The organism is Methylomonas sp. TEB, from assembly GCF_047777895.1.
GTDB lineage: Bacteria > Pseudomonadota > Gammaproteobacteria > Methylococcales > Methylomonadaceae > Methylomonas.
In genome coordinates this window covers 4,118,080-4,144,669 of the sequence record NZ_CP180476.1, presented here as the reverse complement: position 1 = coordinate 4,144,669, position 26,590 = coordinate 4,118,080, and the positions used below count along the sequence as shown (strand labels likewise).

The 26,590-nt window shown below is 51.0% G+C and carries 24 protein-coding genes and 2 rRNA genes; 23 read left to right on the top strand and 3 right to left on the bottom strand.

Translation table 11 applies throughout. From position 1 onward, the window contains the following. The first annotated feature begins 144 nt into the window (after positions 1 to 144). Positions 145 to 3,039 (top strand): 23S ribosomal RNA (locus tag ACMXD4_RS18590). Between the two features lie 160 nt (positions 3,040 to 3,199). Continuing rightward, positions 3,200 to 3,315: ribosomal RNA gene (gene rrf, locus ACMXD4_RS18585) — 5S ribosomal RNA — on the top strand. Positions 3,316 to 3,451: 136 nt separating this feature from the next. Here the strand turns inward: rrf and ACMXD4_RS18580 are convergent. Then, positions 3,452 to 3,928, bottom strand: a complete 477-nt coding sequence (locus ACMXD4_RS18580) for a TlpA family protein disulfide reductase (RefSeq protein ID WP_415879057.1) — start codon at positions 3,926 to 3,928, stop codon at positions 3,452 to 3,454. Positions 3,929 to 4,025: 97 nt separating this feature from the next. Between ACMXD4_RS18580 and serA the strand changes: the two genes are divergently transcribed. The 21 genes from serA to ACMXD4_RS18475 all read left to right on the top strand — a co-directional run bounded on the left by serA (position 4,026) and on the right by ACMXD4_RS18475 (position 21,679). Next, positions 4,026 to 5,609: a phosphoglycerate dehydrogenase gene (gene serA, locus ACMXD4_RS18575; RefSeq protein WP_415879056.1), complete on the top strand. Its 1,584-nt coding sequence runs from the start codon at positions 4,026 to 4,028 to the stop codon at positions 5,607 to 5,609. Continuing rightward, positions 5,606 to 6,247 (top strand): HAD-IB family phosphatase, encoded by a 642-nt coding sequence (locus tag ACMXD4_RS18570; RefSeq protein ID WP_415879055.1) that lies wholly within the window; start codon positions 5,606 to 5,608, stop codon positions 6,245 to 6,247. Before serA ends, ACMXD4_RS18570 begins: the two co-directional genes overlap by 4 nt. 68 nt (positions 6,248 to 6,315) lie before the next feature. Next, positions 6,316 to 7,068, top strand: coding sequence for a YebC/PmpR family DNA-binding transcriptional regulator (locus tag ACMXD4_RS18565; protein WP_171694305.1), 753 nt, complete (start codon positions 6,316 to 6,318; stop codon positions 7,066 to 7,068). A gap of 33 nt (positions 7,069 to 7,101) precedes the next feature. Then, entirely contained in the window at positions 7,102 to 7,599 is a 498-nt protein-coding gene (ruvC, locus tag ACMXD4_RS18560) for a crossover junction endodeoxyribonuclease RuvC (protein WP_033158328.1), read from the top strand. Then, complete coding sequence (ruvA, locus tag ACMXD4_RS18555) at positions 7,596 to 8,198, top strand: Holliday junction branch migration protein RuvA (protein WP_415879054.1); 603 nt, start codon at positions 7,596 to 7,598, stop codon at positions 8,196 to 8,198. The genes ruvC and ruvA overlap by 4 nt, the downstream gene beginning before the upstream one ends. Continuing rightward, on the top strand, positions 8,195 to 9,232 hold the full coding sequence (ruvB, locus tag ACMXD4_RS18550) for a Holliday junction branch migration DNA helicase RuvB (RefSeq protein ID WP_171694307.1): 1,038 nt from the start codon (positions 8,195 to 8,197) through the stop codon (positions 9,230 to 9,232). Before ruvA ends, ruvB begins: the two co-directional genes overlap by 4 nt. A gap of 18 nt (positions 9,233 to 9,250) precedes the next feature. After that, positions 9,251 to 9,646 carry a tol-pal system-associated acyl-CoA thioesterase gene (gene ybgC / locus ACMXD4_RS18545; protein ID WP_033158331.1) on the top strand — a complete coding sequence of 132 codons (396 nt, stop codon included), beginning with the start codon at positions 9,251 to 9,253 and terminating at the stop codon, positions 9,644 to 9,646. Further along, positions 9,646 to 10,323 carry a protein TolQ gene (gene tolQ / locus ACMXD4_RS18540; protein WP_020483188.1) on the top strand — a complete coding sequence of 226 codons (678 nt, stop codon included), beginning with the start codon at positions 9,646 to 9,648 and terminating at the stop codon, positions 10,321 to 10,323. Before ybgC ends, tolQ begins: the two co-directional genes overlap by 1 nt. A 44-nt stretch (positions 10,324 to 10,367) precedes the next feature. Continuing rightward, a complete protein-coding gene (gene tolR / locus ACMXD4_RS18535) occupies positions 10,368 to 10,778 on the top strand; it encodes a protein TolR (protein WP_225587463.1) in 411 nt (136 codons plus the stop codon). Between the two features lie 8 nt (positions 10,779 to 10,786). Next, entirely contained in the window at positions 10,787 to 12,310 is a 1,524-nt protein-coding gene (gene tolA / locus ACMXD4_RS18530) for a cell envelope integrity protein TolA (RefSeq protein ID WP_415879053.1), read from the top strand. 40 nt (positions 12,311 to 12,350) lie between these two features. Continuing rightward, on the top strand, positions 12,351 to 13,616 hold the full coding sequence (gene tolB / locus ACMXD4_RS18525; protein WP_225893123.1) for a Tol-Pal system beta propeller repeat protein TolB: 1,266 nt from the start codon (positions 12,351 to 12,353) through the stop codon (positions 13,614 to 13,616). Between the two features lie 64 nt (positions 13,617 to 13,680). Next, positions 13,681 to 14,247, top strand: a complete 567-nt coding sequence (gene pal / locus ACMXD4_RS18520) for a peptidoglycan-associated lipoprotein Pal (RefSeq protein WP_033158334.1) — start codon at positions 13,681 to 13,683, stop codon at positions 14,245 to 14,247. After that, entirely contained in the window at positions 14,244 to 15,104 is an 861-nt protein-coding gene (ybgF, locus tag ACMXD4_RS18515; protein WP_033158335.1) for a tol-pal system protein YbgF, read from the top strand. Before pal ends, ybgF begins: the two co-directional genes overlap by 4 nt. 12 nt (positions 15,105 to 15,116) lie before the next feature. Next, positions 15,117 to 15,761, top strand: a complete 645-nt coding sequence (queE, locus tag ACMXD4_RS18510) for a 7-carboxy-7-deazaguanine synthase QueE (RefSeq protein WP_101054552.1) — start codon at positions 15,117 to 15,119, stop codon at positions 15,759 to 15,761. After that, complete coding sequence (gene queC / locus ACMXD4_RS18505) at positions 15,751 to 16,443, top strand: 7-cyano-7-deazaguanine synthase QueC (protein ID WP_171694309.1); 693 nt, start codon at positions 15,751 to 15,753, stop codon at positions 16,441 to 16,443. Before queE ends, queC begins: the two co-directional genes overlap by 11 nt. Before the next feature lie 100 nt (positions 16,444 to 16,543). Beyond that, positions 16,544 to 17,158, top strand: a complete 615-nt coding sequence (locus ACMXD4_RS18500) for a hypothetical protein (protein ID WP_033158338.1) — start codon at positions 16,544 to 16,546, stop codon at positions 17,156 to 17,158. Between the two features lie 41 nt (positions 17,159 to 17,199). After that, positions 17,200 to 17,928, top strand: a complete 729-nt coding sequence (locus tag ACMXD4_RS18495) for an MBL fold metallo-hydrolase (RefSeq protein ID WP_171694310.1) — start codon at positions 17,200 to 17,202, stop codon at positions 17,926 to 17,928. Between the two features lie 105 nt (positions 17,929 to 18,033). Further along, the gene (gene miaB / locus ACMXD4_RS18490; RefSeq protein WP_171694311.1) at positions 18,034 to 19,389 is read left to right on the top strand and encodes a tRNA (N6-isopentenyl adenosine(37)-C2)-methylthiotransferase MiaB; all 1,356 of its coding nucleotides are present in this window, start codon (positions 18,034 to 18,036) and stop codon (positions 19,387 to 19,389) included. Then, positions 19,389 to 20,378, top strand: coding sequence for a PhoH family protein (locus ACMXD4_RS18485; protein WP_171694312.1), 990 nt, complete (start codon positions 19,389 to 19,391; stop codon positions 20,376 to 20,378). Before miaB ends, ACMXD4_RS18485 begins: the two co-directional genes overlap by 1 nt. Positions 20,379 to 20,381: 3 nt before the next feature. Continuing rightward, positions 20,382 to 20,846: an rRNA maturation RNase YbeY gene (gene ybeY / locus ACMXD4_RS18480; RefSeq protein WP_415879052.1), complete on the top strand. Its 465-nt coding sequence runs from the start codon at positions 20,382 to 20,384 to the stop codon at positions 20,844 to 20,846. Further along, on the top strand, positions 20,843 to 21,679 hold the full coding sequence (locus ACMXD4_RS18475; protein WP_033158342.1) for an HlyC/CorC family transporter: 837 nt from the start codon (positions 20,843 to 20,845) through the stop codon (positions 21,677 to 21,679). Before ybeY ends, ACMXD4_RS18475 begins: the two co-directional genes overlap by 4 nt. Here the strand turns inward: ACMXD4_RS18475 and ACMXD4_RS18470 are convergent. Then, positions 21,672 to 25,433 carry an EAL domain-containing protein gene (locus ACMXD4_RS18470; protein ID WP_415879051.1) on the bottom strand — a complete coding sequence of 1,254 codons (3,762 nt, stop codon included), beginning with the start codon at positions 25,431 to 25,433 and terminating at the stop codon, positions 21,672 to 21,674. The two genes, ACMXD4_RS18475 and ACMXD4_RS18470, sit on opposite strands and share 8 nt — an antisense overlap. After that, the gene (locus ACMXD4_RS18465; RefSeq protein WP_415879050.1) at positions 25,434 to 26,378 is read right to left on the bottom strand and encodes an extracellular solute-binding protein; all 945 of its coding nucleotides are present in this window, start codon (positions 26,376 to 26,378) and stop codon (positions 25,434 to 25,436) included. Positions 26,379 to 26,590: the final 212 nt, after the last annotated feature.

Genomic DNA, 26,590 nt, shown 5'->3' with positions numbered 1-26,590 from the left:
AACACTAAAACGAGTTGCGGTTTGAATGACGTCGTTCTCGAAGGGGAATGGCAGAAAACAAACAGTATGTCGTTCTCAAGCAGAAAAATCAGCGAAAATGTCAGCTGACAGTATAACCAAAATACAGACGTATTCGGGTTATATGGTCAAGTGAATAAGCGCATACGGTGAATGCCTAGGCAGTAAGAGGCGATGAAGGACGTTGTAGCATGCGAAAAGCTTTGGGGAGCCTGCAAACCGGCTGTGATCCAGAGATGTCCGAATGGGGAAACCCGGCGTGCATAAGCACGTCATCTTTGAGTGAATACATAGCTCACTGAAGCGAACCCGGAGAACTGAAACATCTAAGTACCCGGAGGAAAAGAAATCAACCGAGATTCCCTAAGTAGTGGCGAGCGAACGGGGACTAGCCCTTAAGCTAGGATAAGGTTAGTGGAACGGTCTGGAAAGTCCGGCGATACAGGGTGATAGCCCCGTACACGAAAACCTTTTTCTAGTGAAATCGAGTAGGTCGGAGCACGTGAAACTTTGACTGAATATGGGGGGACCATCCTCCAAGGCTAAATACTCCTTACTGACCGATAGTGAACTAGTACCGTGAGGGAAAGGCGAAAAGAACCGCGGAGAGCGGAGTGAAATAGAACCTGAAACCGTATGCGTACAAGCAGTGGGAGCCCCTTCGTGGGGTGACTGCGTACCTTTTGTATAATGGGTCAGCGACTTACATTTTGTGGCAAGCTTAACCGAATAGGGGAGGCGTAGCGAAAGCGAGTCTTAATAGGGCGTTTAGTCGCAAGGTGTAGACCCGAAACCGGGCGATCTATCCATGGCCAGGCTGAAGGTTGGGTAATACTAACTGGAGGGCCGAACCCACGTCTGTTGAAAAAGACGGGGATGAGCTGTGGATCGGAGTGAAAGGCTAATCAAGCTCGGAGATAGCTGGTTCTCCTCGAAAGCTATTTAGGTAGCGCCTCGTGTATCACTGCTGGGGGTAGAGCACTGTTTCGGCTAGGGGGTCATCCCGACTTACCAACCCGATGCAAACTCCGAATACCAGCAAGTGCCAGCACGGGAGACACACGGCGGGTGATAAGGTCCGTCGTGAAAAGGGAAACAGCCCAGACCGTCAGCTAAGGTCCCCAAATCTATGCTCAGTGGGAAACGATGTGGAAAGGCACAGACAGCCAGGAGGTTGGCTTAGAAGCAGCCATCCTTTAAAGAAAGCGTAATAGCTCACTGGTCGAGTCGGTCTGCGCGGAAGATTTACCGGGGCTAAGCATAGTACCGAAGCTACGGATTTGCACGTAAGTGTGAGTGGTAGAGGAGCGTTCCGTACGCCTGCGAAGGTCGATTGAGAAGTCGGCTGGAGGTATCGGAAGTGCGAATGCTGACATAAGTAACGATAAAGGGGGTGAAAAACCCCCTCGCCGAAAACCCAAGGTTTCCTGCGCAACGTTAATCGACGCAGGGTTAGTCGGCACCTAAGGCGAGGCTGAAAAGCGTAGTCGATGGAAAACAGGTTAATATTCCTGTACCAGTAGTAACTGCGATGGGGTGACGGAGAAGGCTATATCAGCGGTCGGTTGGAAGTGGCCGTTTAAGCAGGTAGGCATGCATCTTAGGCAAATCCGGGGTGCTCTATGCCGAGACGTGATGACGAGCGGTTCGAAAGAACAGCGAAGTGATAGATGCCCTGCTTCCAGGAAAAACCTCTAAGCTTCAGGTTACTAGTGGCCGTACCCTAAACCGACACAGGTGGGTGGGATGAAAATTCTAAGGCGCTTGAGAGAACCCAGGTGAAGGAACTAGGCAAAATGATACCGTAACTTCGGGAGAAGGTATGCCCTCATTACGTGAAGGTCCTCGCGACTGGAGCGGAAGGGGGTTGCAAAAAATCGGTGGCTGCGACTGTTTAGCAAAAACATAGCACTCTGCAAACACGAAAGTGGACGTATAGGGTGTGACGCCTGCCCGGTGCTGGAAGGTTAATTGATGGGGTTATCTTCGGAGAAGCTCTTGATCGAAGCCCCAGTAAACGGCGGCCGTAACTATAACGGTCCTAAGGTAGCGAAATTCCTTGTCGGGTAAGTTCCGACCTGCACGAATGGCGTAACGATGGCCACACTGTCTCCACCTGGGACTCAGTGAAATTGAAATCGCTGTGAAGATGCAGTGTACCCGCGGCTAGACGGAAAGACCCCGTGCACCTTTACTATAGCTTGACACTGGACTTTGAACCTACTTGTGTAGGATAGGTGGGAGGCTTTGAAGCGGGAACGCCAGTTCTCGTGGAGCCAACCTTGAAATACCACCCTGGTATGTTTGGAGTTCTAACCTCGATCCATTATCTGGATTAGGGACAGTGTCTGGTGGGTAGTTTGACTGGGGCGGTCTCCTCCTAAAGAGTAACGGAGGAGCACGAAGGTACCCTCAGCCTGGTCGGAAATCAGGCAATGAGTGCAAAGGCATAAGGGTGCTTGACTGCGAGACGGACAAGTCGAGCAGGTACGAAAGTAGGTCTTAGTGATCCGGTGGTTCTGTATGGAAGGGCCATCGCTCAACGGATAAAAGGTACGCCGGGGATAACAGGCTGATACCGCCCAAGAGTTCATATCGACGGCGGTGTTTGGCACCTCGATGTCGGCTCATCACATCCTGGGGCTGAAGCAGGTCCCAAGGGTATGGCTGTTCGCCATTTAAAGTGGTACGCGAGCTGGGTTCAGAACGTCGTGAGACAGTTCGGTCCCTATCTGCCGTGGGCGTTTGAGATTTGAGGGAAGCTGCTTCTAGTACGAGAGGACCGAAGTGGACGAACCTCTGGTGTTCCGGTTGTCATGCCAATGGCATTGCCGGGTAGCCACGTTCGGACAGGATAACCGCTGAAAGCATCTAAGCGGGAAGCCCCTCCCAAGATGAGATCTCACTGGGACTTTAAGTCCCCTGAAGGGCCGTCGGAGACTACGACGTTGATAGGCACGGTGTGGAAGTCCAGTAATGGGCGTAGCTAACGTGTACTAATTGCCCGTGAGGCTTGACCATATAACACCCAATGCGTTTGGGTGTCACTGACACGCTGATAAACGTAAGAAAACGACACACTCGATACAGATTTCCATGAAGACAGGTAAACGGCAAATGCCCGGAAGCAAATACGCTTCAAACCTGTGCATGACGGCTGCAAAACAGCCAAACCAGTTTGCTTGGTGAACATAGCAAGCGTGAACCACCCGATCCCATCCCGAACTCGGAAGTGAAACCGCTTAGCGCCGATGATAGTGTGGCAGGTTGCCATGTGAAAGTAGGTCATCGCCAAGCTCTTAAACCAAAAGCCCTGCTTACCCATAGCAGGGCTTTTTTTTGACCCAAAATCACCCCTACTGCTGCTCTCTTCTCTTTTGCGGATTTACTGTTACCAGACAACACCTCTATAGCTAAATTACAAAGTAGTTTTCTATAATTGCGTCAGAAGTGTTTTTAAAGATGCTAAATCGAAAGCGCCGATTTTGTGCATGATGATCACGCCCTGTTTGTCTATTAAAAACATCGTTGGGGTCAATTGCACATCACCAAAAGCATGTACAAGACTACCATCTATATCAAGAGCAACTTGATAAGGAAGCTGACGTTCTTTGGCTAATGTTTGCACGCGGCTAGGCGGGTCGTATGGCATCGCCACAGCAATGATTTTCAGGCCTTGTTGATGCAATGCGATCAAATCCGGAATTTCCTCAAGACAGCTAGGGCAGTCGGTTGCCCAAAATGTTATCAATACGGGCTTGCCTTTTAGCTCAGCAATTGCCAGTCGTTCGCCTGTCAATGTTGTAAAAACGGCGTTGGGGGCGAAACTTTTGGTGTAAGTCAGCCACCAGGAGATTGCGCCAAGTAAACAGATCACCGATAGGACGCCAAGCGCCGATTTTATTCTCATAAGTAATAGACTTTGGTTGTTTGTCGGGAACGCGCATTACGGCGATTATAGCAAAGCTGCTAAAATGCCGGCCTTATCCAATAATCCAGTCATGGCGATGAAAAAGATACTGATTTCAGACAAGCTTGCGGAAGACGGCATTAATTTCTTGAATGTCCAGGACGGTATACAGATACATATCCAAACCGGCTTAAATGAAGACGAGTTGTGCGAGATTATTCCGGAGTTCGACGCCTTATTGATTCGTAGCGATACTCAGGTGACAGCTAAAGTTTTAAAAGCGGCGACTCGCCTGAAGATAGTCGGGCGCGCCGGCATAGGGGTCGATAATGTTGACTTAAATGCCGCTACTGAACAAGGCGTTATCGTAATGAATACGCCTGATGCCAATGCCACCACGACGGCGGAACTCGCTATCGCGCATATGTTTTCCTTGAGTCGCAATCTACCGTTTGCCAATCAATCGGTCAGAGACGGCAAATGGGAGCGCTCTAAGTTGATGGGCGCCGAAATTGCTCATAAAACGCTGGCAGTGCTGGGTTTTGGTACTATCGGCCGAATAGTCGCGCAACGCGGCAATGGTTTGGGAATGCGCGTGATCGCTTATGATCCGTTTGTGGCGCCGGATGTTTTTGCTATACATGGTGCGGAAATGGTTGATTTGGAGACTTTGGTTAAACAAGCCGACTATTTGACCCTGCACTGTCCTTTATTGGAAAAAACCAAAAACATTATCGGCCGGGAACAATTGGCCATGATGAAAAAATCTGCTCGGTTGATCAATTGCGCGCGCGGCGGCTTGGTTGATGAATCGGCATTATACGATGCCTTGAAAGACAGTCGCATCGCAGGCGCGGCGCTGGATGTTTATGAGCAAGAACCTCCCAAGGATTCGCCGCTGCTAACATTGGACAATGTGGTATTTACGCCGCATTTGGGTGCTTCGACCAAAGAAGCGCAAGTGGCGGTGAGTGTCGAAATTGCCCGCCAGGCGGTTAAATATTTGCAAACCGGCGAAGCTGTTAATGCTTTGAATCTCCCTAGGTTGTCGGCAGAAGAGCTATCCAAGGCTCAACCATTTATGAACCTTGCTAATATTCTCGGTAAGGTTTTAGTAGGGTTGATCGATCAACCGATTCAAAAATTGGAAGTTGCGGTTTATGGAAAGGCTGCTGAGGTAAAAATTCGGCCGATTTCCGCAGAGGCGATGGTCGGTTTGTTGGGGGGGCAGCTTTCCACGCCGGTTAACCGCGTCAATGTTGAGAACATTGCCAAACGCCAAGGTATAACGCTAATTGAGTCGCAGACCGAGGAATCGGAAGGCTATCAGTCTCTAATCAAAATTACCGGGCACTGCGCCGATAAGTCGGTATCTCTGGCGGGAACGTTGTTAGGAAATCAACATCCACGCTTGGTCAGTATCAATCATTTCGAAATTGAAGTGGTGCCGGAAGGCGCGTTACTGATCACTCGCCACGATGATAAGCCGGGCGTGATTGCGGCGATTAGCTCGATCTTGGGCGTTGCCAATATCAATATTACCCGCATGCAAGTCAGTATCGCCGACGAACATCAATTGGCGATGATGGTCATCAGCATCTCTGATCCCTTAAATGAACAAGTATTGAAATCGGTTTGTGAGGTGCCTGCGGTGCACACAGCAAGGCAGATCGAGTTATGAGTTTTGAAGTTGTTTGTTTCGATTGCGACAGTACGCTGAGCCGGGTCGAAGGTATCGATGAATTGGCTAGGCGTAACGGTTTATTCGAACAGGTTGCGGCGTTAACCGATGCAGCTATGAACGGCAAATTGGCCCTTGAGGATGTCTACGCGAACCGACTGGATTTGATCAAGCCCGATAAAGCCGCGATAGACTGGTTGGCCGAGTTGTATATTGCCGAAATGGTTGACGGTGTCAGCGACACAATTAAAACCCTGCAAGCCAATAATAAGCTGATCCACATCATTAGCGGCGGCTTGCGGCAGGCGATACTACCTTTGGCGGAGCAACTGGGCATACCGGAAGCGCATGTGCATGCGGTTGATGTGTTGTTTGACGAAGACGGTAATTACCAGGATTTTGCCCGACACTCGCCGTTGGCCGTCAGTGGCGGCAAAGCCAGGATTTGTCGCCGACTGAGGATGCATCATTCGTCCCTGGTCATGATAGGCGATGGCAAGACCGATCTGGAAGCTAAATTGGCCGGTGCCTATATGATCGGTTTCGGCGGTGTAGTCCGCAGGCCGTTGGTGGAAGAGCAAGCGGATAGCTACGTCTCGGATGCTTCGTTAGCGGCTATATTGCCGCTAGTATTGTAAGCAAGGGTCGATAAGCCGGCGGGACGATGGTAAAATTTCCAAATTTTTAGCAGATTCAGAGAGATAGAATGGCTGGGCATAGTAAGTGGGCTAACATCAAGCATCGCAAAGGCGCGCAGGACGCAAAACGCGGCAAGATTTTTACCAAACTGATTCGCGAGATTACCGTGGCCGCAAAAGGATCGGGTGGCGGTGATCCCGCCAATAATCCGAGTTTGCGTACCGCTATTGATAAAGCGCTTGGTGCTAACATGAAGCGCGATACCATCGACAACACCATCAAAAAGGCCATCGGCGCGGTCGATGGCGTGGTTTACGAAGAGGTGCGTTACGAAGGTTATGGTCCTGGCGGCACGGCGGTGATGGTGAATTGCTTGACCGATAATCGCAATCGTACCGTCGCCGATGTCAGGCACGCCTTCTCTAAGGCTGGCGGCAACTTGGGCACGGACGGTTCGGTGGCTTATATGTTTCGCAAGGTCGGTATTATCAGCTTCGCCAATGGTGTTGATGAAGACGCAGTGATGGAAGCCGCGATGGAAGCCGGGGCCGAGGATGTGGTCACCAACGACGATGGTTCTATCGATGTGTTTACCACCCCCGAAGACTATATGACCGTCAAGGAAGCTATGCTTGCTGCGGGCTTCGAGCCGGAAAACGCCGAAGTGACGATGCATGCCGACGTTAAGACTGAATTGGATAGCGAATCCGCCGAAAAAATGCTGAAGCTGATCGACCGTTTGGAAGATCTGGACGATGTGCAAGACGTTTACTCGAATGCCGACATCAGCGATGACATCATGACTGCGCTCGATGCCTAATCACACCGCAAAATTACTCGCACCAATACACTGTTGACCAGAATTTTAGGTATAGATCCCGGCTCGCGCATCACCGGATACGGTGTGGTGGAGTCGACATCGCGCGGTATTCGCTACGTAGCGAGCGGCTGCATTCGTATCAAATCCGACGAATTTCCCGAGCGCTTGAAGCAGATTTTTGATGGTGTTAGCCAGGTGATTGAGTTGTACCGTCCTGAGCAAATGGCCATAGAGCAAGTGTTTATGCACAAGAATGCCGATTCTGCCCTGAAGCTAGGGCAAGCGCGCGGCGCTGCGATTTGCGCCACCTTAAATCGAGATCTGCCGGTTTTCGAATATGCGGCTAGGCAAGTTAAACAGGCCTTGGTAGGCAAGGGCAATGCCGATAAGCAGCAAGTGCAGCATATGGTGAAAATTTTGTTGAGCATTCAAGGTGACATGCAGATCGATGCTAGCGATGCATTGGCGATTGGCCTGTGTCATAGCCACTATCAGGAGACCGCGATGCGTTTGCAGAAGGCGATTTCATGATCGGTTTTTTATGCGGTAAATTGATTTACAAAGCTCCTCCGCAACTGTTGTTGGACGTACACGGTGTCGGTTACGAAATCGAAGCGCCGATGAATACCTTTTACGACCTGCCGGCATTGGGTGAAGTAGTTAAGCTACATACGCATCTCGTGGTTCGCGAGGACGCGCATATCCTGTTCGGTTTTGCCACAGAAAGCGAACGCATGCTGTTCAGAACCCTGATCAAAGTCAATGGCGTCGGCCCCAAGCTGGCGTTGACTGTTCTGTCCGGGCAAAGTACCGAAGAATTCTATCGTTGCGTCCATGATAACGATGTAAAAGGTTTGGTGCGATTGCCGGGCGTCGGCCAAAAAACCGCCGAACGCTTGATTATCGAAATGCGTGGTCGTTTACCGGAACTAAACAAACTAACAGCAGCTAGTGATAGCCCAAGTTCACTTCCCGGTTCGGCAGCGAGTCCCAAGCAAGAGGCGATCAGCGCGTTGTGTGCCCTGGGTTATAAGTCGCCGGATGCGATGCGGATGGTGCAAGCGGTTGCTACGGAAGATAAAAGCTGCGAGGACATTATTCGTCTGGCGCTGCGCGGTGCGGTTAAATGATCGAAAGCGACAGATTGGTTACTGCGCACGGTAATAATGACGAAGAGCGAGTGGACCGAGCTATTCGCCCCAAGCGCTTGAAAGACTATGTCGGGCAAAAAGAACTGCGCGAGCAGATGGAAATCTTTATCCAGGCGGCGGTAACGCGCTCTGAAGCGTTGGATCATGTGTTGATTTTCGGCCCGCCGGGTTTGGGGAAAACCACGCTGGCCAACATCGTGGCTGCGGAGATGAATGTCAACATTCGTCAAACCTCGGGTCCGGTGCTGGATAAAGCCGGCGATTTGGCGGCTTTGCTGACCAATCTACAAGCCCATGATGTGTTATTCATCGACGAAATCCATAGGCTCAGCCCGGCAGTGGAAGAGGTGCTGTATCCGGCTATGGAAGACTACCAAATTGATATTATAATAGGCGAAGGCCCGGCAGCCCGCTCGATTAAGCTGGATTTGCCGCCATTTACGCTGATAGGCGCGACGACCCGAGCCGGTTTGTTGACATCGCCTTTACGCGACCGTTTCGGTATCGTCCAACGCCTTGAGTTTTACACCGTTGAGGAACTGGCCAGTATCGTCAGTCGCTCCGCAAAACTATTGAATATCGGCATGGACGGCGGCGGTGCCGACGAGATCGCCTGCCGTTCGCGAGGCACGCCGCGCATCGCCAACCGACTCTTACGTAGAGTGCGCGATTTTGCCGAAGTCAAAGGCAACGGCACGGTGACTCGTGAGATTGCCAAACAAGCCTTGGATATGCTGAAAATAGACCAGCAAGGCTTTGATATGCTGGATCGGAAATTACTGACAGCCATGATAGAACATTTTCAAGGCGGTCCGGTTGGCCTGGATACGCTGGCTGCGGTAATCAGCGAGGAACGTGGCACGGTTGAAGACGTGTTGGAACCGTACTTACTGCAGCAGGGTTTTATCATGCGCACCCCCAGGGGGCGAGTGGTCACGCATAAAGCATACAGTCATTTTGGCCTGCCCGCGCCCAGGCAGCAAATCGGCAGCGATGACATCTTCGACAATTAATAATTCGTTAAGAGACGAATGAAAGAATTTAACTGGCCGGTACGAGTATATTACGAAGATACCGATGCGGGCGGCGTAGTGTTTTATGCGAATTATTTGAAGTTTTTTGAACGTGCCAGAACCGAAATGTTGCGTAGTGTGGGTTTTGAACAGGATAATCTTCTAGCCGAACAAAACCTGATTTTTGTAGTCCGTTCCGTGAAAGTAGACTATTTAAAACCCGCCCGCTTTAACGAACTTTTAGACGTTAGCGCAAAAGTTATTGAGTACAAAAAAACTAATTTTACCTTTGAACAAGCGATCACCCGGCAACAAGACACGTTATGTACGGGTGAAATCCGGATTGCCTGTCTTGATGCGCAAAGCATGAAGCCCAAACTTATTCCCTCTGCTATTTTGGAACATTTAAACTAATGAATACCGATTTATCCATCCTGACGCTGGTCAAAGAAGCCAGTATCGTCGTGCAGTTTGTTATGTTCATTCTGTTATCGGCATCGGTTGCGTCCTGGACCTTCATCTTCTCCAAACGGAAAGAATTGAAACAGGCCATAGCCATTACCGACGATTTCGAAGAGGAGTTTTGGTCTGGCGTCGGTTTGGCCGAGTTGTATAAAAAGATGTCCAGCGACCGGTTCGAGCCGGAAGGTATCGAAAAAATCTTTCTAGCCGGCTACCGCGAGTTCGCACGGATGCGCCAGAAAGGCGATGTCGAACCCTCTGTCCAGGTCGAAAGTGCGCAACGGGCCATGCGTATCGAATTGTCCCGCGAGTTGGATAGGTTGGACGAGACTTTGCCGTTTTTGGCGACAGTCGGTTCGACCAGTCCGTATATCGGTTTGTTTGGCACTGTCTGGGGCATCATGAACTCGTTCCGCGCTTTGGGCGAAATTAAAAATGCTACCTTGGCGAATGTCGCTCCAGGTATTTCAGAAGCGTTAATTGCCACCGCGATTGGTTTGTTCGCGGCGATTCCAGCGGTAATTGCCTATAACCGCTTCTCTACCCGTTTGGATCGCTTGGCCGGCCGTTACGAGTTATTCGTCGACGAGTTCGTGGTATTACTACAAAGACAGGCGCACAGCAAATGAATGTGGGCGGCAGCAATCGCAGATCGCGAAAAAAACGCGGGGTAATGGCCGAAATCAACGTCGTACCCTATATCGACGTTACCTTCGTGCTGTTGATGATATTCATGATTACCGCGCCGCTGGTGCAAACCGGTGTCGATGTCGAGTTGCCGCAAGCCGAGGCTGAGTCTGTGGATTTACAAGATCAGGTGCCGGTGATCGTTTCCATCAAAAAGGACGGCAGTTTATACGTCGATATTGGCAACGGCGATGAAGAAGCCGATACGCCTGTCGATGTCGATACGGTTAAAACCAGAGTCGCGGCGGTTTTCAGAAATAATCCCAAAGCCCAGCTCTACGTGCGTGGCGACCATGAAGTGGATTACGGTAGCATCGTCAAAGTGATGGTGGAACTGAAGAAAACCGGCGCCCCCAAAGTGGGCTTGATGACCGCGCCGCCGCCTGACAGCAAATAATCACCACCATGAAAAGTTTTAAACCTTCGCTCGCGCAGGCGATAGCGCTACATATTTTGATCGTGTTGTTGTTCAGTTTCAGTTTTCTCACCGAGACTGACGACGCGCAAATGTCGCCGCCTGCGGACATTATTGAAGCGACTGTACTGGACGGCGCGGAAATCGATGCGGAAGCCGAGCGCTTAAAGCAGAACGAAACAAACAAGCAGCAAGCCGAGAAACAGCATCAAGAGCAACTGGAAAACGCCAGAAAAGCCGAAGAGCAGTTGTTGCAGCAAGCTAAAAAGCAACGTGTGCTTGAAGAGCAAAAAATTCAGGAAGCCGCCGAAAAGCGCAAGCAGGAAGCATTAGAAGAAAAGAAGATGCAGGAACAGCTCGCTGCGAAGCGTAAGGAAGAGGAAAAAAAGTTAGAGGAGGCCAAGGAACGGCAAGCTCTCGAACAGAAAAAAGCCAAGGAAGCCGCGGAAAAGCAGAAACAGGCCGAACTGGACAAACAAAAGGAAGTCGCGGAAAAACAGAAACAAGCCGAACTGGAAAAACAGAAGGAGTTGGCGGAAAAACAAAGGGAAGTAGAGAAACAGAAATTGCTGGAAAAGCAAAAACAACAGGAAATGGAACGCGAAGCCAAGTTGAAGGAACAAAAACTGGCGGAAGCGGCGCGAGAGAAACAGCAGCAGGAAGCGGAAATCAAAAAGCTGGAGCAGGAAAAGAAGTTACAGGAACAAAAGGCTCTGGAGCAGCAAAAGAAACTGCAGGAGCAAAAGAGCGAAGAAGCCAAGCGTCAGGAACAAGCAAAGCAAGCGGAAGCCAAGGCAAAGGCGGAAAAGGAAAGGCAATTAGCTGACGAAAAAGCCAAGGCCGAGAAGGAGAAACAGGCCGCTCTTAATGCGGAAAAAGCCAAGCAAGCTGCTGAAGCCGAGGCCAGGGCCAAAGCCGAAAAGGACAAACAACTCGCTGCCGAGAAGGCGGAGAAAGAACGCCAAGCCAAAATAGCGGCGGAAAAGGCCGAAAAAGAACGCATGGCTGCCGAAGCGGAAGCCAAAGCCAAGGCTGAAAAAGAACGTCAGGCCAAACTGGCTGCGGAAAAGGCAGAGAAGGCTGAGAAAGAAAGACTTGCTGCAGAAGCGGCGGCAAAAGCCAAAGCAGAACAAGAGCGCCAAGCTGCGATAGCGGCGACTGAAAAAGCGGAAAAAGAACGGCAGGCTGCGGAAGCAGCCGCGGCGGCTGCGGCAAAAGCGGCATCGGATAAGCAAGCAGTCGATTCTGCCAAACAGATGATAGCGCGCAAAGTGGAAGGGGCCTGGACGCGGCCGATCAACGCAACGCAAGGCTTGAGATGCACAATTCAGGTAAAATTGCTGGCTAGCGGCGATGTGATGGATGCGGTGGTGATTGGTAGCAGCGGCGATCCGATTTTTGACCGTTCGGCGGAGAATGCAGTGAGAAAAGCCTCGCCTTTGCCGGTACCGCAAGATAGAAATTTATTTAATCAGGAATTTAGAGTTTTTACCTTCGTGTTTAAACCGGAATAATCAGTAAAACGGAAACGAGAGAATGATGTTAATCACAAGAATGTTAGTCGGCGGCATTTTGGCTGGGATGTTCACAGTGGCGCAGGCGGCCGGTTTAACCATAGAAATCACTAAAGGGTCGCAAACTGCGGTGCCTATCGCCATCGTGCCGTTTGCCCAACAAGGCTCTATCGGCAATGTTAAATTGTCCGATGTCATCAGTTCTGATTTGGGTGGCAGCGGTTTCTTTAAAACCTTGTCGGAAGACGACATGTTGACCAAACCTAGCGAACCCGAGCGGGTTAATTTCAAGGATTGGCAAGTACTAGGCCAAGACTATATGGCGATAGGCCAAGTGGTCGGTAATGGCGGTAGCTACAATATCCAGTTTCATTTGTTTAATGTGCATAACGGCCAGTTATTGATGGGTTACCGTTTGACGGCCGGTGCCAACGAATTGCGTCGTGCCGCGCATCACATCAGTGATCTGATTTACGAAAAACTGACCGGCCGCAAAGGCGCATTCAATACCCGGATTGCTTATGTCACCAGCGTTCGCCGCGGCAATGGCAAGCAGTTCATGCTGCAAGTGGCCGATGCCGATGGTTATAACCCCCGGACTATTGCCGAATCTCCGGAACCTATTATGGCGCCGGCTTGGTCACCGGACGGCAGCAAAATCGCTTATGTATCCTTCCACACCAAACGTTCGGAAATCTGGGTGCAGACTTTGGCGACGGGACAACGTGAAAGCGTTTCCTCTTATCCGGGCATCAACGGTGCGCCGGCTTTTTCACCGGACGGTAGTCGTCTGGCGGTTACGCTTTCTAAGGACGGCAGTCCCGATATTTACGTTTTGAACTTGGGTAGCCGCTCTTTGACGCGCTTGACCAACAGTTTATCTATCGATACCGAGCCGACCTGGTCGCCGGATGGCAGCTCTATCTTGTTTACGTCTGATCAAGGCGGCAAACCGCAGCTTTATTTGATGCCAGCTTCGGGGGGCAAAGCTAGCCGGGTTACATTCCAGGGCGACTATAACGCCAGAGGCCGTTTTTCCGCTGACGGCAGAAGTCTGGCGATGGTAACGGGTAGTGGCGGTGGCTATAAGATTGCGGTTATGGACATGGCCTCGCGCACTGTGAACGTGCTGACCGAGGGTAATCTTGACGAATCGCCCAGTTTTGCGCCTAATGGCAGCATGGTCTTGTTTGCCGCGAATCGCGGCGGGCGCTCGGCCTTATCGGTGGTGTCTACCGATGGCGCGATGCAACAGAAATTGGCCTTCGAGAGTGGCGAGGTCCGTGAACCGGCCTGGGCACCTTGATTGCAAGCGCGATAGCCCTCACACTATCGTCACCTGAGTTTTACTTAATATTTGGAGAAAATTGATGAGATTTAACAAAACCTATTTGGCTTTGGCCATGACTGCGATTTTGGTAACAACAGGCTGTAGCTCAACCGAAGAAGAAGGTTTGGCCGATTCTACCCAAGGTACCGATGCATCTACCAGCGGTTACAATGACGGTTCCATGTCCGGCAGCCAATTCGGTTCAGGCAATGGCAGCAGCTTTGGCTCCGGTTCCGGCGCGAACCTGGGTCCTGAGTTCAGCGATCCTAACAATCCGTTGTCCAAACAAGTGATTTATTTTGAATTGGATAGCAGCCAAGTCAAACAAGACTACGTACCTGTTGTTGCGGCGCATGCCCGTTATTTGGCTTCACACCCAAACCAGCACGTGATTCTATCCGGTCATGCCGACGAGCGTGGTTCCAGCGAATACAACATCGCACTGGGCGAGCAACGGGCCAAATCGGTGGAAAGAATGATGCGCTCGCAAGGCGTTACTGCCGGCCAATTGGAAGTGGTGAGCTACGGTGAAGAAAAGCCCGCTGTTTCCGGTCATGACGAGTCGGCGTGGCAACAAAATCGCCGCGTGGAAGTTGGCTATCAATGAGTAAGCGTGCGCTTCTGATACTGAGTCTCGGTTTTGGCTTAACTGCCGGAGCTGATGCTGCGCCTAACGGTGCGGGTTACCCGGCTGGGAATGCTTATGCACAGCCGGCCGCCACTGACAATGCTATTTTTGAAGTGTTGGGTAGATTGGAGCAGTTACAGTCGGAAGTGCAGCAATTGCGCGGCATGGTCGAGGAGCAATCCCAGACCATCGCCGATTTGCAAAGAAAACAAAGCAATATGTACTCCGATCTGGATGATCGGATGCAGGCGCTTACCGCGGGCGGGCAAACGCCGCCGAGTCAAACGCCTGCGCCAATTCCTGCAGATACTGCTGCGGCTGGACAATCGCCGGTTACAGCGGCTCAACCCGCTACGCCAGCGGCCCCGGTCGCACCAGCTCCGGCGCCAGTTGCAGCTGCGACACCAGCTCCGGTTGCGTCGGTAGTGGACAATAAGCCGACCGCGACGGCGGCACAAGGCAACGAAAAGGAAAGGTATCAATCGGCTTACGACACTTTGCGTAACGGCCACAATGCTCAAGCCATCAAAATGTTTCAGGATTTGCTGAAAGATTTTCCGGCCGGCGAGTTTGCCGACAATTCTCAGTATTGGTTGGCGGAGGCGTATAAGATCAATCGGGAATTCGATGCGGCGCGAGGCGCGTTCAATAAGGTGGTCAGCCAATATCCCAATAGTTCTAAAGTGCCGGATGCCTTGCTGAAATTGGGTTATATCGAATTCGATCTGCAAAACGCCGCAAAAGCTCGCGATTATCTGACGCGGGTGACGACCAGCTATCCAGGCACCACTGCCGCTCATTTGGCGGAAAAAAAGCTGGCGCAAATGCCGCAATAAATTGGCGTTGGGATGGAGCAAACGCTACGTATTACCGAAATATTCTATTCACTACAGGGTGAAGCGAATACGGTGGGGTTACCCACCGTATTTATTCGCTTGACCGGCTGTCCCTTGCGCTGTTCCTATTGCGATACCGCATATGCGTTTACTGGCGGCGAGAAACTCAGCATCGATGACATTCTCTTGCAAGTTAGCCGTTACAACACCCGCTATGTCACGGTAACCGGCGGCGAACCTTTAGCACAACCGGGCTGCAATCCTTTAATGGTTAGACTGCTCGATACTGGTTACCAGGTTTCGCTGGAAACCAGCGGTGCCTTGGATGTATCGATGGTTGATAGTCGGGTCAGTAAAGTCATGGATCTGAAGACGCCGAGTTCCGGAGAGCTTGAGCGCAATCGCTATGACAATATCCAGTATTTAACGTCCCACGATCAAGTCAAATTCGTGATTGCCGATGCTGCCGATTACCAATGGGCCAAGCAGCAACTTGAGTTGTATCGCTTAGTTGAACATTGCCAAGTACTGTTCTCGCCGGTGATGGATGTGATGTCGCCGACCGAGCTGGCTGAGCGTATTTTGGCCGACCAACTGCAGGTTCGGTTTCAAATTCAATTACATAAATTTCTTTGGAACGACGCGCGTGGAAAATAACAGCAGTTCCAGGCCGGCAATTATTTTATTGTCCGGTGGCCTGGATTCTATAACGGTCCTGGCACTTGCCAAACAACAAGGGTTTACTTGCTACGCTCTGAGTTTCGATTATGGCCAGCGCCATAATGCCGAATTGGAAGCGTCGAGGAGGATTGCCAAGCATTACCAGGTCGCCGACCATAAGATTATCAATCTCGGCTTGAGCGCAATAGGCGGTTCCGCGTTGACAGACGCTCGGATCGATGTGCCGACTTCACCGCAAGCCGGTATTCCAGTAACGTATGTGCCGGCCAGAAATACTATATTTCTGGCGTTTGCTCTGGGTTGGGCGGAAGTGGTGAACGCTCACGACGTATTCATCGGCGTGAATGCCGTCGATTATTCCGGTTACCCCGATTGTCGGCCAGAATTTATCAAAGCTTTTCAAGATATGGCCAACCTGGGCACCAAAGCCGGGGTGGAGGGCCATAAAATTCAAATTCACACGCCGCTGATAGCACTGAGTAAAGCCGAAATTATTCGACAAGGTCTGGCGCTTGGCGTCGATTATGCCGATACCGTTTCCTGTTATTCAGCGGATATCAAAGGCAGAGCCTGCGGTGTGTGCGATGCCTGCAGATTGCGCGCGGCCGGTTTCCAAAATCTGGGTGTGACCGATCCAACTCATTATCGACCTAAATAACCGGGGTTGACGCGCATTTATTGGAAACTCAAATAGCACGGGGATTTATTTGTCGGCTAAGCTATAAATAAATTTATCGTCGATCTGAGGGTCTTTCAGTATGCAAGTCAATCAAACCAAGTCCCAATTTGTCGCCGTGGCTTCCATAGCCGCCGAATTGAGCGCGGTGATGGAAGTGGCCAAGGAAATTTCTCTCGCGGCAGCCAATGCCAAAGCGATTGCTTTCCGCGCCGGTGAAAAGGCCAAGGGCTTCCAACCCATCACGGACTTCATAAACGAATTGGCTAAGGATACGATCGAATTGGTCAATAACATCAACGAATACGCATTCCATCTTTATCGTCTGACAGTCAATGAACAGCGCATGACCGAAGCATGCAGACGCTTCGAGAAAGTGGGGCAGTTGGCTGTCGGAGCCAGATATGCCGACTCCTTAGCCACCCCATTGCAGGAAGTCAGGTTAAGAACGCAGATTTGTCATCGAGAGTTTATTATCCAGGTTTCGGAATTACTGATTAAGTTGGCGGATGTGATGCATCCGGCCAGGGCGGCGCGGGTGATTGCTGCCAACTCCCGGATAGAAGCGTCGCAAGCGGGAGAGTATCTGCAAAGTCTGCAAGCGGTCGCTGAAAGCGTCGATAACGCCGCGCAAATAATCAACGACAAAGTACATAAATGCCGGAGTGCATTGACGATTATAAACGTCGCCGAATAGCGCACCCATCAAACCCAGTATGGCCAAGAGGTACAGTTAGCATGAGAATGACCAAAATTTATGAGGGCGCTTATCAATGGATAATGTTTGGCCGCGACGCACACAAGCCCGAGAAAATTATTGATACCAACCAATATATGGTAAGGACGGCCAATCGCTGCCTTTTGATCGATCCCGGCGGCATAGAGCTGTTTGCGCCAATGCTGGCGGCGGTATTACACCATGCGCCGGTCGAGGAAATTACTGATTTGTTCGCCTCGCATCAAGATCCGGACATCATTTCATCTTTGGGTTTATGGGATCAAGCGCTGCCCAATGCCAAGCTGCATGCCTCAGCATTATGGGAAGGTTTTTTAAGGCACTTCGGCTGCGAAACTATCGAATATGTACCGATTCCCGACCATGGCGGAGTCATCAATCTCGGTACTACCGAATTGCAGATTGTTCCCGCTCACTATCTGCATGCCTCCGCTAATTTCCATATTTATGATCCACACGCCAAAATCCTGATGTCCGGCGATGTCGGTGCAGCCTTGGAAGCGCCTGGAACGCCCGTCTTTGTGGACAACTTCGATATGCACGTCGATAAAATGCGTTTTTTCCATCAGCGTTGGATGCCCTCTAATCAAGCTAAGCGCGCCTGGATTGATCGGGTCAGGAAGTTGGATATCGACATACTGGCCCCGCAACATGGTCGGATGTTCAAAGGCGATGATGTGAAGCGTTTTCTGGATTGGTTCGAGGCCCTACAAGTGGGGATTGCCGTATAAAACAAGCATTTGCCGAAAATTGGGTTTATAATCCGGCCATTACGAGCCCCCGTCGCGAGACGGGGGTTTTTTGTTAGTGAGAGTAGTTGAGGTATCTCATCAAGCATGGCGCAAAAACTTTATATACAGACTAACGGCTGTCAAATGAACGAATACGATTCCGATAAGATGCGGGACGTATTGATCGCATCGCACGGCATGGAATTGACCGACATTCCGGAACAAGCCGATGTGCTGCTGCTAAACACTTGTTCGATCCGCGAAAAAGCTCAGGAAAAGGTATTTTCCGCCGTGGGGCGCTGGAAAAAAATCAAAGATAAACGTCCCGGTGTGATTATTGGTGTTGGTGGCTGCGTAGCCAGCCAGGAAGGTGCGGCCCTGCAAAAGCGCGCGCCGTATGTAGACATTGTGTTTGGTCCGCAAACCCTGCACCGCTTGCCTGAGTTGTTAAATCAAGCGCGTAGCGGCGGTAAACATGTCGTAGATATTTCTTTCCCCGAAATCGAAAAATTCGATAATTTACCGGAACCGCGTGCGGAAGGGCCCAAGGCTTACGTATCGGTGATGGAAGGTTGCAGTAAGTACTGTACCTATTGCGTAGTGCCTTACACCCGCGGAGAAGAAGTCAGCCGGCCGCTGAACGATGTAATTGCCGAAATCGAAACGCTGGCTAGACAAGGTGTGCGCGAGATCAATCTGCTTGGTCAAAACGTTAATGCTTATCGCGGCGCGATGGAAGACGGCGATGTGGCTAGCTTTGCGCTGTTGTTGCATTGCGTTGCCGCGGTCGATGGTATAGACCGAATTCGTTTCACGACATCGCATCCTTTAGAATTCACTGACGATATTATCGAAGCGTTTGCCGAAATTCCGCAGCTGGTCAATCATTTGCATTTGCCCGTGCAGAGCGGCAGCAACCGCATTTTGGCGGAAATGAAGCGCGGCCATAGGCGCGAAGATTATCTGGAAATCATGCGCAAGATGAAAGCGGTGCGGCCAGGCATCAGTTTGTCGTCGGATTTTATCGTCGGCTTTCCCGGCGAAACCGAAGAAGATTTTGAAGATACCATGGCCTTGATCGAGGAAGTCGGTTACGACCTGTCTTACAGTTTTATCTTCAGTGCCAGACCCGGTACGCCGGCAGCCAACTTTGCCGACGATGTCAGCATGGCCGTTAAGGAACAACGCTTGAAACGCTTGAAAGACCGCCTGAACGAAATGTTCATGGCTATTTCGGAGTCGATGATCGGTAGCGTGCAAAGTGTGTTGGTGGAGGGCATCTCCAAGAAAAACCCGTTGCATCTCACCGGGCGGACCGAAAATAACCGTGCCGTCAATTTCGCCGGACACCCGCGCCTGATCGGGCAATTTGTCGACGTGTATATTGCCGAAGCCTTGCCCAATTCGTTACGGGGTCGCCTGGTGGAATCGTCCATCGAAAAAATCAAGCAGACCGCCTAGTGTTGACCGCCGGCCATTTTTCTCAAGAAATTACCCTGTTACCCGCCGATGCGCAACGCCTGTCCAATTTTTGCGGACAGTTGGATGCGCATATCCGCCAAATCGAGCAACGCTTACAGGTGGAGATCGCCAATCGCAGCAATCATTTCAAGGTCACGGGTGTCGATGCCGCAGTGAAAGCAGCTTGCGCGGTGATTCAGAAACTATTCGAATTGACCGAGCGGGAAGAAATCACCCCGGAGCAAGTGCATTTGAGTTTGCAGGATGCCAGTATCGATCAGTTACTACAGGCTATGCCGAGCGTGAAATCGGAGCCGGTGGCGATTAAAACCAAGCGCGGTGTAATCAAGGGTCGCGGTTTTAATCAGCAGGACTATTTGCGCAAGATCATTTCGCACGACATTAATTTCGGTGTCGGTCCCGCGGGTACCGGTAAAACCTATCTGGCGGTCGCGTGTGCGGTTGATGCGTTGCAAAACGAGACCGTGCGGCGGATTATTTTGGTACGGCCGGCGGTGGAAGCGGGCGAGAAGTTAGGTTTCCTCCCTGGCGATATGGCGCAGAAAGTCGACCCCTATTTGCGGCCCTTGTACGATGCGCTATACGACATGTTGGGCTTCGAGCGCGTCGAAAAATTGCTGGAAAAAAATGTCATCGAAGTGGCGCCCTTAGCCTTCATGCGCGGTAGAACCTTGAACGACTCGTTTATTATTCTGGATGAGGCGCAAAACACGACGGTGGAACAAATCAAGATGTTTCTGACCCGGATCGGTTTCGGTTCCACCGCCGTCATTACCGGCGATGTTACGCAAATCGATTTGCCTAACGAAAAAATGTCCGGTCTGAAACATGTGTTGAAAGTGCTGAAGGATGTGGACGGTATCAGCTTTACCTTTTTCGGGGTGCGCGATGTGGTCCGACATCCGTTGGTGCAGCGCATCGTCGCCGCTTACGAGCTCTACGAAAAAGAGCACATGCCCTCGGCGTAGTCTATGAATTATATCGACATGCAAGTTGCTACTTCGGCACCTCATCCCGAACTCGAGCAGTTTCAGCAATGGGTGGACGCCGGGCTAGCAAGCTTTGAGGATGATGCGGACTGCGAGTTGGTGATTCGTTTGGTCGACGATGTGGAAAGCGCAGAGCTGAATCAGCAGTATCGGCATAAAAACGGACCGACTAACATCCTGAGCTTTCCCTTTGAAGCCCCGGCGGGCATGGACATGGACTTGCTGGGCGATTTGGTGATTTGTGCACCGCTGATTGCACTGGAAGCTGCGCAGCAAAATAAATTGCCCGAGCACCATTGGGCGCATATCACTATACACGGCGTATTGCATTTGCTAGGGTATGACCACATAGAGGATCAGGATGCCGAACAAATGGAAGCATTAGAGATTGAGATTTTGAGCAAATTAGGTATAGCAAACCCTTATATGGAGGATGGAAAGCAATGAGCGATGGTAACCCCCCGAGTAGTCAACCCCATAAGAGTTTGATCGAGCGTATCGGTCATTTTCTGAGTGGGGAGCCGCAAGATCAGGAAGACTTGCTGGAGATATTGAGAGAATCGCAAGAAAAACATCTGTTAGACTCCGACGCACTGGCCATGATGGAAGGCGTGATGCATGTGGCGGAGATGCGGGTCAGAGACATCATGATTCCGCGTTCGCAAATGGTCGTCGTTCCCAGGGAAGCGGAACTGGAAACCATCTTTCCTTTAGTGGTCGAATTTGCTCATTCCCGTTTTCCCGTCATTGAGGAAGATCGCAGTAAGGTGGTTGGTGTTTTGCTGGCCAAGGATTTACTGGCTCATGCTTTAAAGGATAAAACCCTGAAAGTCGAGGATGTGATGCGCCCGGTCAACGTGGTGCCGGAAAGCAAACGTTTAAATGTGTTACTAAAAGAATTTCGCACCGAGCGCAACCACATGGCCATCGTCGTCGACGAATACGGCAATGCCGCCGGCTTGGTGACGATTGAAGACGTCCTGGAGCAAATCGTCGGCAAGATTGAAGACGAACACGATGACGACGAAGTACAAGAATTTATTTCTCAGCGTAGCGAGAAAGAATTTATCGTCAGCGCGCTGACACCCATCGAAGAATTCAACGATTATTTTTCCGCCGCATTGGAAGACGACGAATACGACACGCTAGGCGGTTTAATCGTGCAGCGTCTAGAACATTTTCCGAAGAAAGGCGAGAAGGTGGAGCTGGACGATTTCTGTTTCGAGGTATTGCGGGCCGACAATCGGCGAGTGCATTTACTGAAATTGAAGATCAAATAACTGTGTTCTGCGCGCTGGTGCCTGCGGCATTAAGCATTAGCAGTTCCTCGAACGCATCGGCCGGCAGGGCTTTGGAGAATAAATAGCCCTGCCCATAGTCGCACTCCGCTTCCATCAGAAGTTGGCGTTGTTGTTCCGTTTCTATGCCTTCCGCGATGACTTTCATCCCCAGCTTGTGCGCCATCACGATAATCGCTTCGCAGAGAATCTTGTCGCTGGAATTCGGCGACAAATTGCCGACGAAAGACTGATCTATTTTCAGATAGTCGATATCGAATTTCTTCAGATAAGCCAGCGACGAATAGCCGGTGCCGAAATCGTCCAGCGATACTTGTATCCCTGCGTCTCGAAAAGCCAGTAATTGATCTTTCACCACATTACTGGCGTCCAGCAGCAAGCCCTCGGTAATTTCCGCGACGATGCTTTGTCCCGGCAGCTCAAGTGTTTGCAAGTATTCCAGCCAAGTGCCGTGGGCCTGGTCGTCGTAAAACTGCATCGGCGACTTGTTGACGCTGATCTGAAAGTCCGGATGGTATCGGGCACGCCATTGTTTGACCTGTCCTGCCGCTTGTTTAAATACCCAAGTACCGATTTCGGCAATCAGGCCTATATCTTCGGCAATATGCACAAATTCGCTGGGGCTGACCATGCCCCGTGTCGGGTGTTGCCAGCGGATCAGCGCTTCGGCTTTATGGATGGCGCCGGATCCCAGTTCCACGACCGGCTGGTAATATACTTCAAATTGGTTGGCCTCCAAAGCATGGCGCAAATCGTCGGCAATCAGCATGCGCGCTAGAGCGGCTTCCTGCATTGATGGAGTGAAATAACAATAGCGATTACGGCCCTGGTGTTTCGCTGCGTACATTGCCTGATCGGCGTTTTTTATTAAGGTATCGATTCTCTCCGCGTCCTTCGGGTACAGGGTGATGCCGATACTGGCGGAGATGTAGGCCACTTTGCTTTTCAGCTGAAAAGGTTCGGCGAGTCTTTGCAGGATGTTTTTGACCACCCGTTCGGCATCCTCAGCATCATCAAGTTCGCCGAGGATGACTGTGAATTCGTCGCCGCCCAGTCGGGCGACAGTATCGGAATCGCGTACGCAATGCAGCAGCCGTTGCGAGGCATCTTTTAACAATAAATCGCCCATATCGTGACCCAGCGTATCGTTAACTTCCTTGAAACGGTCCAGATCAAGCAATATCAAAGCGACCTGCAAGCCGCTGCGATGTGCCTTTTTGATTTCTTGATCCAGCCTGTCATGAAACATGCGGCGGTTGGGCAGGCCGGTGAGCGGATCGAAATTGGCTTGGGTCCAGATCAGTTCTTCGGACTGCTTCTTTTGGGTGATGTCGGAAAATAACGCAACTCGCCGCTGCGGCAGGCCATCTGCGCTAAATATGGTATTGATGGTCAGTTGCTCAGCAAATATCTCGCCGTTCTTCCGACGATTCCAAATTTCGCCTTTCCAGTGACCGCTACTGTTGATGGCTTGCCACATGGCTTGATAAAACTGTTCGCCCTGCCGCGCCGAGTTCAGAATGTTATGGTTTTTACCGATGACTTCGTCCAATGTGTAGCCGGTCAAAGCGGTGAAAGCCGGATTGACATTGATAATCATGCCTTGTGCGTCGGTCACGGCCATCGCTTCGCTGCTGTTTTGATAGACTAACGACGCCAATTGCAGTTCTTCATTGCTGCGGCTGCGGTCGATTGCAATGCCGGCCAAATGTGAGGCCTGTTCAATCATCTGAATATCGTCTGCTCCTGGCTCTGCGGGATGGCGCTGGTAAATACCAAAAGTACCCAACAATTGGCCGGACGCGCCACGTATCGGTTCAGACCAGCAGGACCCTAAACCGGCCCTAGCCGCAAGCTCGGTAAACGGCGCCCAATAAGTATGGTTTTGAATATCTTCGACAATGACTCGCTGGCCGAAATACGCAGCCGTACCGCATGAGCCGATACCGGGGCCTACGTAAAGGCCGTCTACAGCAGAATTGTAGAAGTCGGGTAGATGCGGTGCAGAGCCTATGAACAAGCGATTACCTTCGCTATTTAATAGCAATATCGAACAAATTAAGTCAGGATTTTGGGCCTCTACACCCAATACCACCGCTTGCAGGATCTCCGGCAGCGCCGCGCCTTTGGATACTAATTCCAGCACATGGTTATGGGCGCGCTCACGATTGGCCGCTTGTTGGCGGTCAGTAATATCCATGGCTATGCCGATGATGCCGACCGTCTCTTTGTTGATGTCTTGCAATGGCGTGCGGGTTATTTGTATGGTGTGCCGTTTGCCATCGGCAAATTTTATTTGCTCGAGGGACTGATGTGCTTGATTTGTTTGCGCTAAACACGCTTGATCGGCACTTAAAAAACGGGCTGCGATTTCCGCGCCGAACAACTCGGCCAATGGTTCGTTGGCAATTAAACGGGTTTCCGGCAGGCCAAGGGCATCGCAAAAAGTATGGTTTACAAACAAAAAGCGCGTATCAAGGTCGGCCAACCAAATGCCGACGGGGGCGTTGTCGAGAATGGCATGCAACTTAGCTTCGGAGGCATGTAACTCGGCTATTTGCGAGTTTAATTGTTCGGTCATCGACATGAAACTATTCGCCAGATAGCCGATTTCGTCGTTACGGTGCGTCGGTAACCCGGTCAGCGGCGTGCCCAGCTTGAATTGACCGATGGCGGTGGTCATCGAATTGAGCGGTTTTGCCAGGACGCGCGCCAACATTAGCGAAATTGCACTTGCCAGCAGGCTGAACAACAAGGTTATTTCGATAACGCTCACTCCCAGAGCTTTACTTTCCTGCAAAACGTTTTTCAGCGGCGTATATAAACCCAGCATGGCGAAGCGTCCGCTGCTTTCCGAGCCCAACGGCAGTTTTACGAAAGCGGCGAGTGAAGAAGCGGCCAAACTTTGCGTATCGCTGGTCGCGAATACCGAATGCGCTTGTTTGCCAGCCAGAATCGCTTTTACGTTCGGGATGTCATTCTGAATCAGGAAACTGCGGCCGCTCTCAAATCCAAAGGTTTTTGCCGTGTCGGGGTGAATTAAATAGTCCCCTCTGTCGTTGCTGAGCAGCAATTCAATATCGTCGGGAATATTGCCGCGTACTTGCTCGAATAGCCCTTGTAAATCGACATTGATGACGATTACTGCGATGGTAGTAGTGGCCGACTTGATGGGCATCGCTATCCGCAGTGTGGGTTTACCAAATCCCAGGTGAGTGCCTAATTCCTGATTTAAATTGATTTCCGAAACGTAATATTGCTCCGCAGCCAGCGGCACGGTTTCGAATACGTAAGGAAAATGGTTTTTCTCTTGTAGCTGCGCGTCGGCAATCACTTTGAGGTTGTCTTGATCCCTATCGACTCTGACTAATTCCTTGCCGTAATGCTGCGTGTCGATCAAACGGATTTGACTGTATTCGGGATGGGCATTCAGCAAGCTGACAAAAATCTCCGCCAATTGATTTTTAAGTATGTCCAACTTTGCGTCAGGTGTTGCCGAGACCATGTCGGCGCTGACCGGCAAATTGCTTAGAAACTTGACGTTGCTGGCGGTAGCTGCCAACGCATCGGCAAATCGGTTTCCCACGGCTTGGGTGTCGTTGAGCAGCTTATCCTTGGCGGTTCCCACCAGCATGGCCCGGCTGCGATCATAGACATAATAACCAGTCAAGCCTGTGGATAGTGTGCCTAGCAGTGCCAGCCAGAAACCCAGTTTTATGCCTATGCTGGAGCGCACTTAAAATGCCTCGGGCGCTTCGCCGGAAATGATTCTATCCCATAGCGTTTTGCGCGCTAGCGGATTGAGTATCGGTTCCAGCCAAATGATGGGTTGGTTTTGGGTGCTGTCGTTCTCCGGCGCTGTAATGGTGTTTGCCAAGCCGTGTTGCTGGGTTAGCGTTTCGCTGACTGCTTTTTCCAAGGTGTAATTGATCCATTTTTCTGCCAACTCGGGGTTCCGGCTATTTTGGGTGATGGCCCAGCAATCCAGCCAGGCCAGCGCACCTTCGCGGGGAATCACATAGCCGATGTCGGCACCGGCTTCGCGCAGAGCTTTCAGTTGCTGGGTGCCGTAATTACCGAAAATCAAGGCTATTTCATATTTGACAAACAGTCTGGTCGCTTCCTCCGCGGTCGCGTAAAAGGTCAGCACATTACGGCGTAACTTGGCCAATTCGCGAGCAGCCTGTTTTAGCTCGGGATCTGTCATCCGGAACGGATTGGATACGCCCCTTAATAAGCCGACCAAGGAGAAATTGTGATTACTGGCGTTAAAAGCCAATACTCGGCCCCGATAGGCAGGGTCCCACATAGCCGACATGGATTGGGGGGGAGTGTTAATGAGTTTGCGGTTATAGATCAGCCCCATTTCCGAGTAGGTGTAAGGGACGGCATACGTGTCGTTCCCGCGAACCAGGCCGGGGATGGCTTGCAAGTTTTGGAAACGCGGCAACTGCCGGGCATGGTTGGGAATATTTGTCATGCTGATCGGCCTGCTCAGGCCTTGATCGATATAACGCTGCAATTCCGCAGTATTGACAGCAAATACGTCATAGTTGCCACCATTGATTTTCTGCCAAAGGTCGTCGTCGGACGTTACCAGGGTTAACTCTATCGCCACGTCGAACCGCTGCTGGAATGCCGAAACCACTTCACTATCGGCGTAACCGTCCCAACTGAGCACCCGCAGTGTTTCCTGGGCGGATACCCATCCGGATGTTGCCAGACATATAATCGTAAGAAAATATGTCAGAACGGTGGGGGAACATTTGGCAGTAATGCTCATAAGGCTATCGGCATGAATTTGTCGGGCCATCATAACCAATAAGTATGCGCTTTCCGCCAATGTCGATATTGATATTATGTTCCCGCGCACAGATTCCGAAAATAATGCCA

Excerpts from the sequence above, each read along its gene's own strand:
- ACMXD4_RS18495 (WP_171694310.1), top strand. The coding sequence starts at position 17,200 with ATGAGAATGACCAAAATTTATGAGGGCGCTTATCAATGGATAATGTTT.
- ACMXD4_RS18500 (WP_033158338.1), top strand. The coding sequence starts at position 16,544 with ATGCAAGTCAATCAAACCAAGTCCCAATTTGTCGCCGTGGCTTCCATA.
- ybeY (WP_415879052.1), top strand. The coding sequence starts at position 20,382 with ATGAATTATATCGACATGCAAGTTGCTACTTCGGCACCTCATCCCGAA.
- ACMXD4_RS18570 (WP_415879055.1), top strand. The coding sequence starts at position 5,606 with ATGAGTTTTGAAGTTGTTTGTTTCGATTGCGACAGTACGCTGAGCCGG.
- pal (WP_033158334.1), top strand. The coding sequence starts at position 13,681 with ATGAGATTTAACAAAACCTATTTGGCTTTGGCCATGACTGCGATTTTG.
- ybgC (WP_033158331.1), top strand. The coding sequence starts at position 9,251 with ATGAAAGAATTTAACTGGCCGGTACGAGTATATTACGAAGATACCGAT.
- tolB (WP_225893123.1), top strand. The coding sequence starts at position 12,351 with ATGTTAGTCGGCGGCATTTTGGCTGGGATGTTCACAGTGGCGCAGGCG.
- ruvA (WP_415879054.1), top strand. The coding sequence starts at position 7,596 with ATGATCGGTTTTTTATGCGGTAAATTGATTTACAAAGCTCCTCCGCAA.
- ACMXD4_RS18565 (WP_171694305.1), top strand. The coding sequence starts at position 6,316 with ATGGCTGGGCATAGTAAGTGGGCTAACATCAAGCATCGCAAAGGCGCG.
- tolA (WP_415879053.1), top strand. The coding sequence starts at position 10,787 with ATGAAAAGTTTTAAACCTTCGCTCGCGCAGGCGATAGCGCTACATATT.
- miaB (WP_171694311.1), top strand. The coding sequence starts at position 18,034 with ATGGCGCAAAAACTTTATATACAGACTAACGGCTGTCAAATGAACGAA.
- ACMXD4_RS18580 (WP_415879057.1), bottom strand. The coding sequence starts at position 3,928 with ATGAGAATAAAATCGGCGCTTGGCGTCCTATCGGTGATCTGTTTACTT.
- tolR (WP_225587463.1), top strand. The coding sequence starts at position 10,368 with ATGGCCGAAATCAACGTCGTACCCTATATCGACGTTACCTTCGTGCTG.
- ruvB (WP_171694307.1), top strand. The coding sequence starts at position 8,195 with ATGATCGAAAGCGACAGATTGGTTACTGCGCACGGTAATAATGACGAA.
- serA (WP_415879056.1), top strand. The coding sequence starts at position 4,026 with ATGAAAAAGATACTGATTTCAGACAAGCTTGCGGAAGACGGCATTAAT.
- tolQ (WP_020483188.1), top strand. The coding sequence starts at position 9,646 with ATGAATACCGATTTATCCATCCTGACGCTGGTCAAAGAAGCCAGTATC.
- ACMXD4_RS18475 (WP_033158342.1), top strand. The coding sequence starts at position 20,843 with ATGAGCGATGGTAACCCCCCGAGTAGTCAACCCCATAAGAGTTTGATC.
- ybgF (WP_033158335.1), top strand. The coding sequence starts at position 14,244 with ATGAGTAAGCGTGCGCTTCTGATACTGAGTCTCGGTTTTGGCTTAACT.
- queE (WP_101054552.1), top strand. The coding sequence starts at position 15,117 with ATGGAGCAAACGCTACGTATTACCGAAATATTCTATTCACTACAGGGT.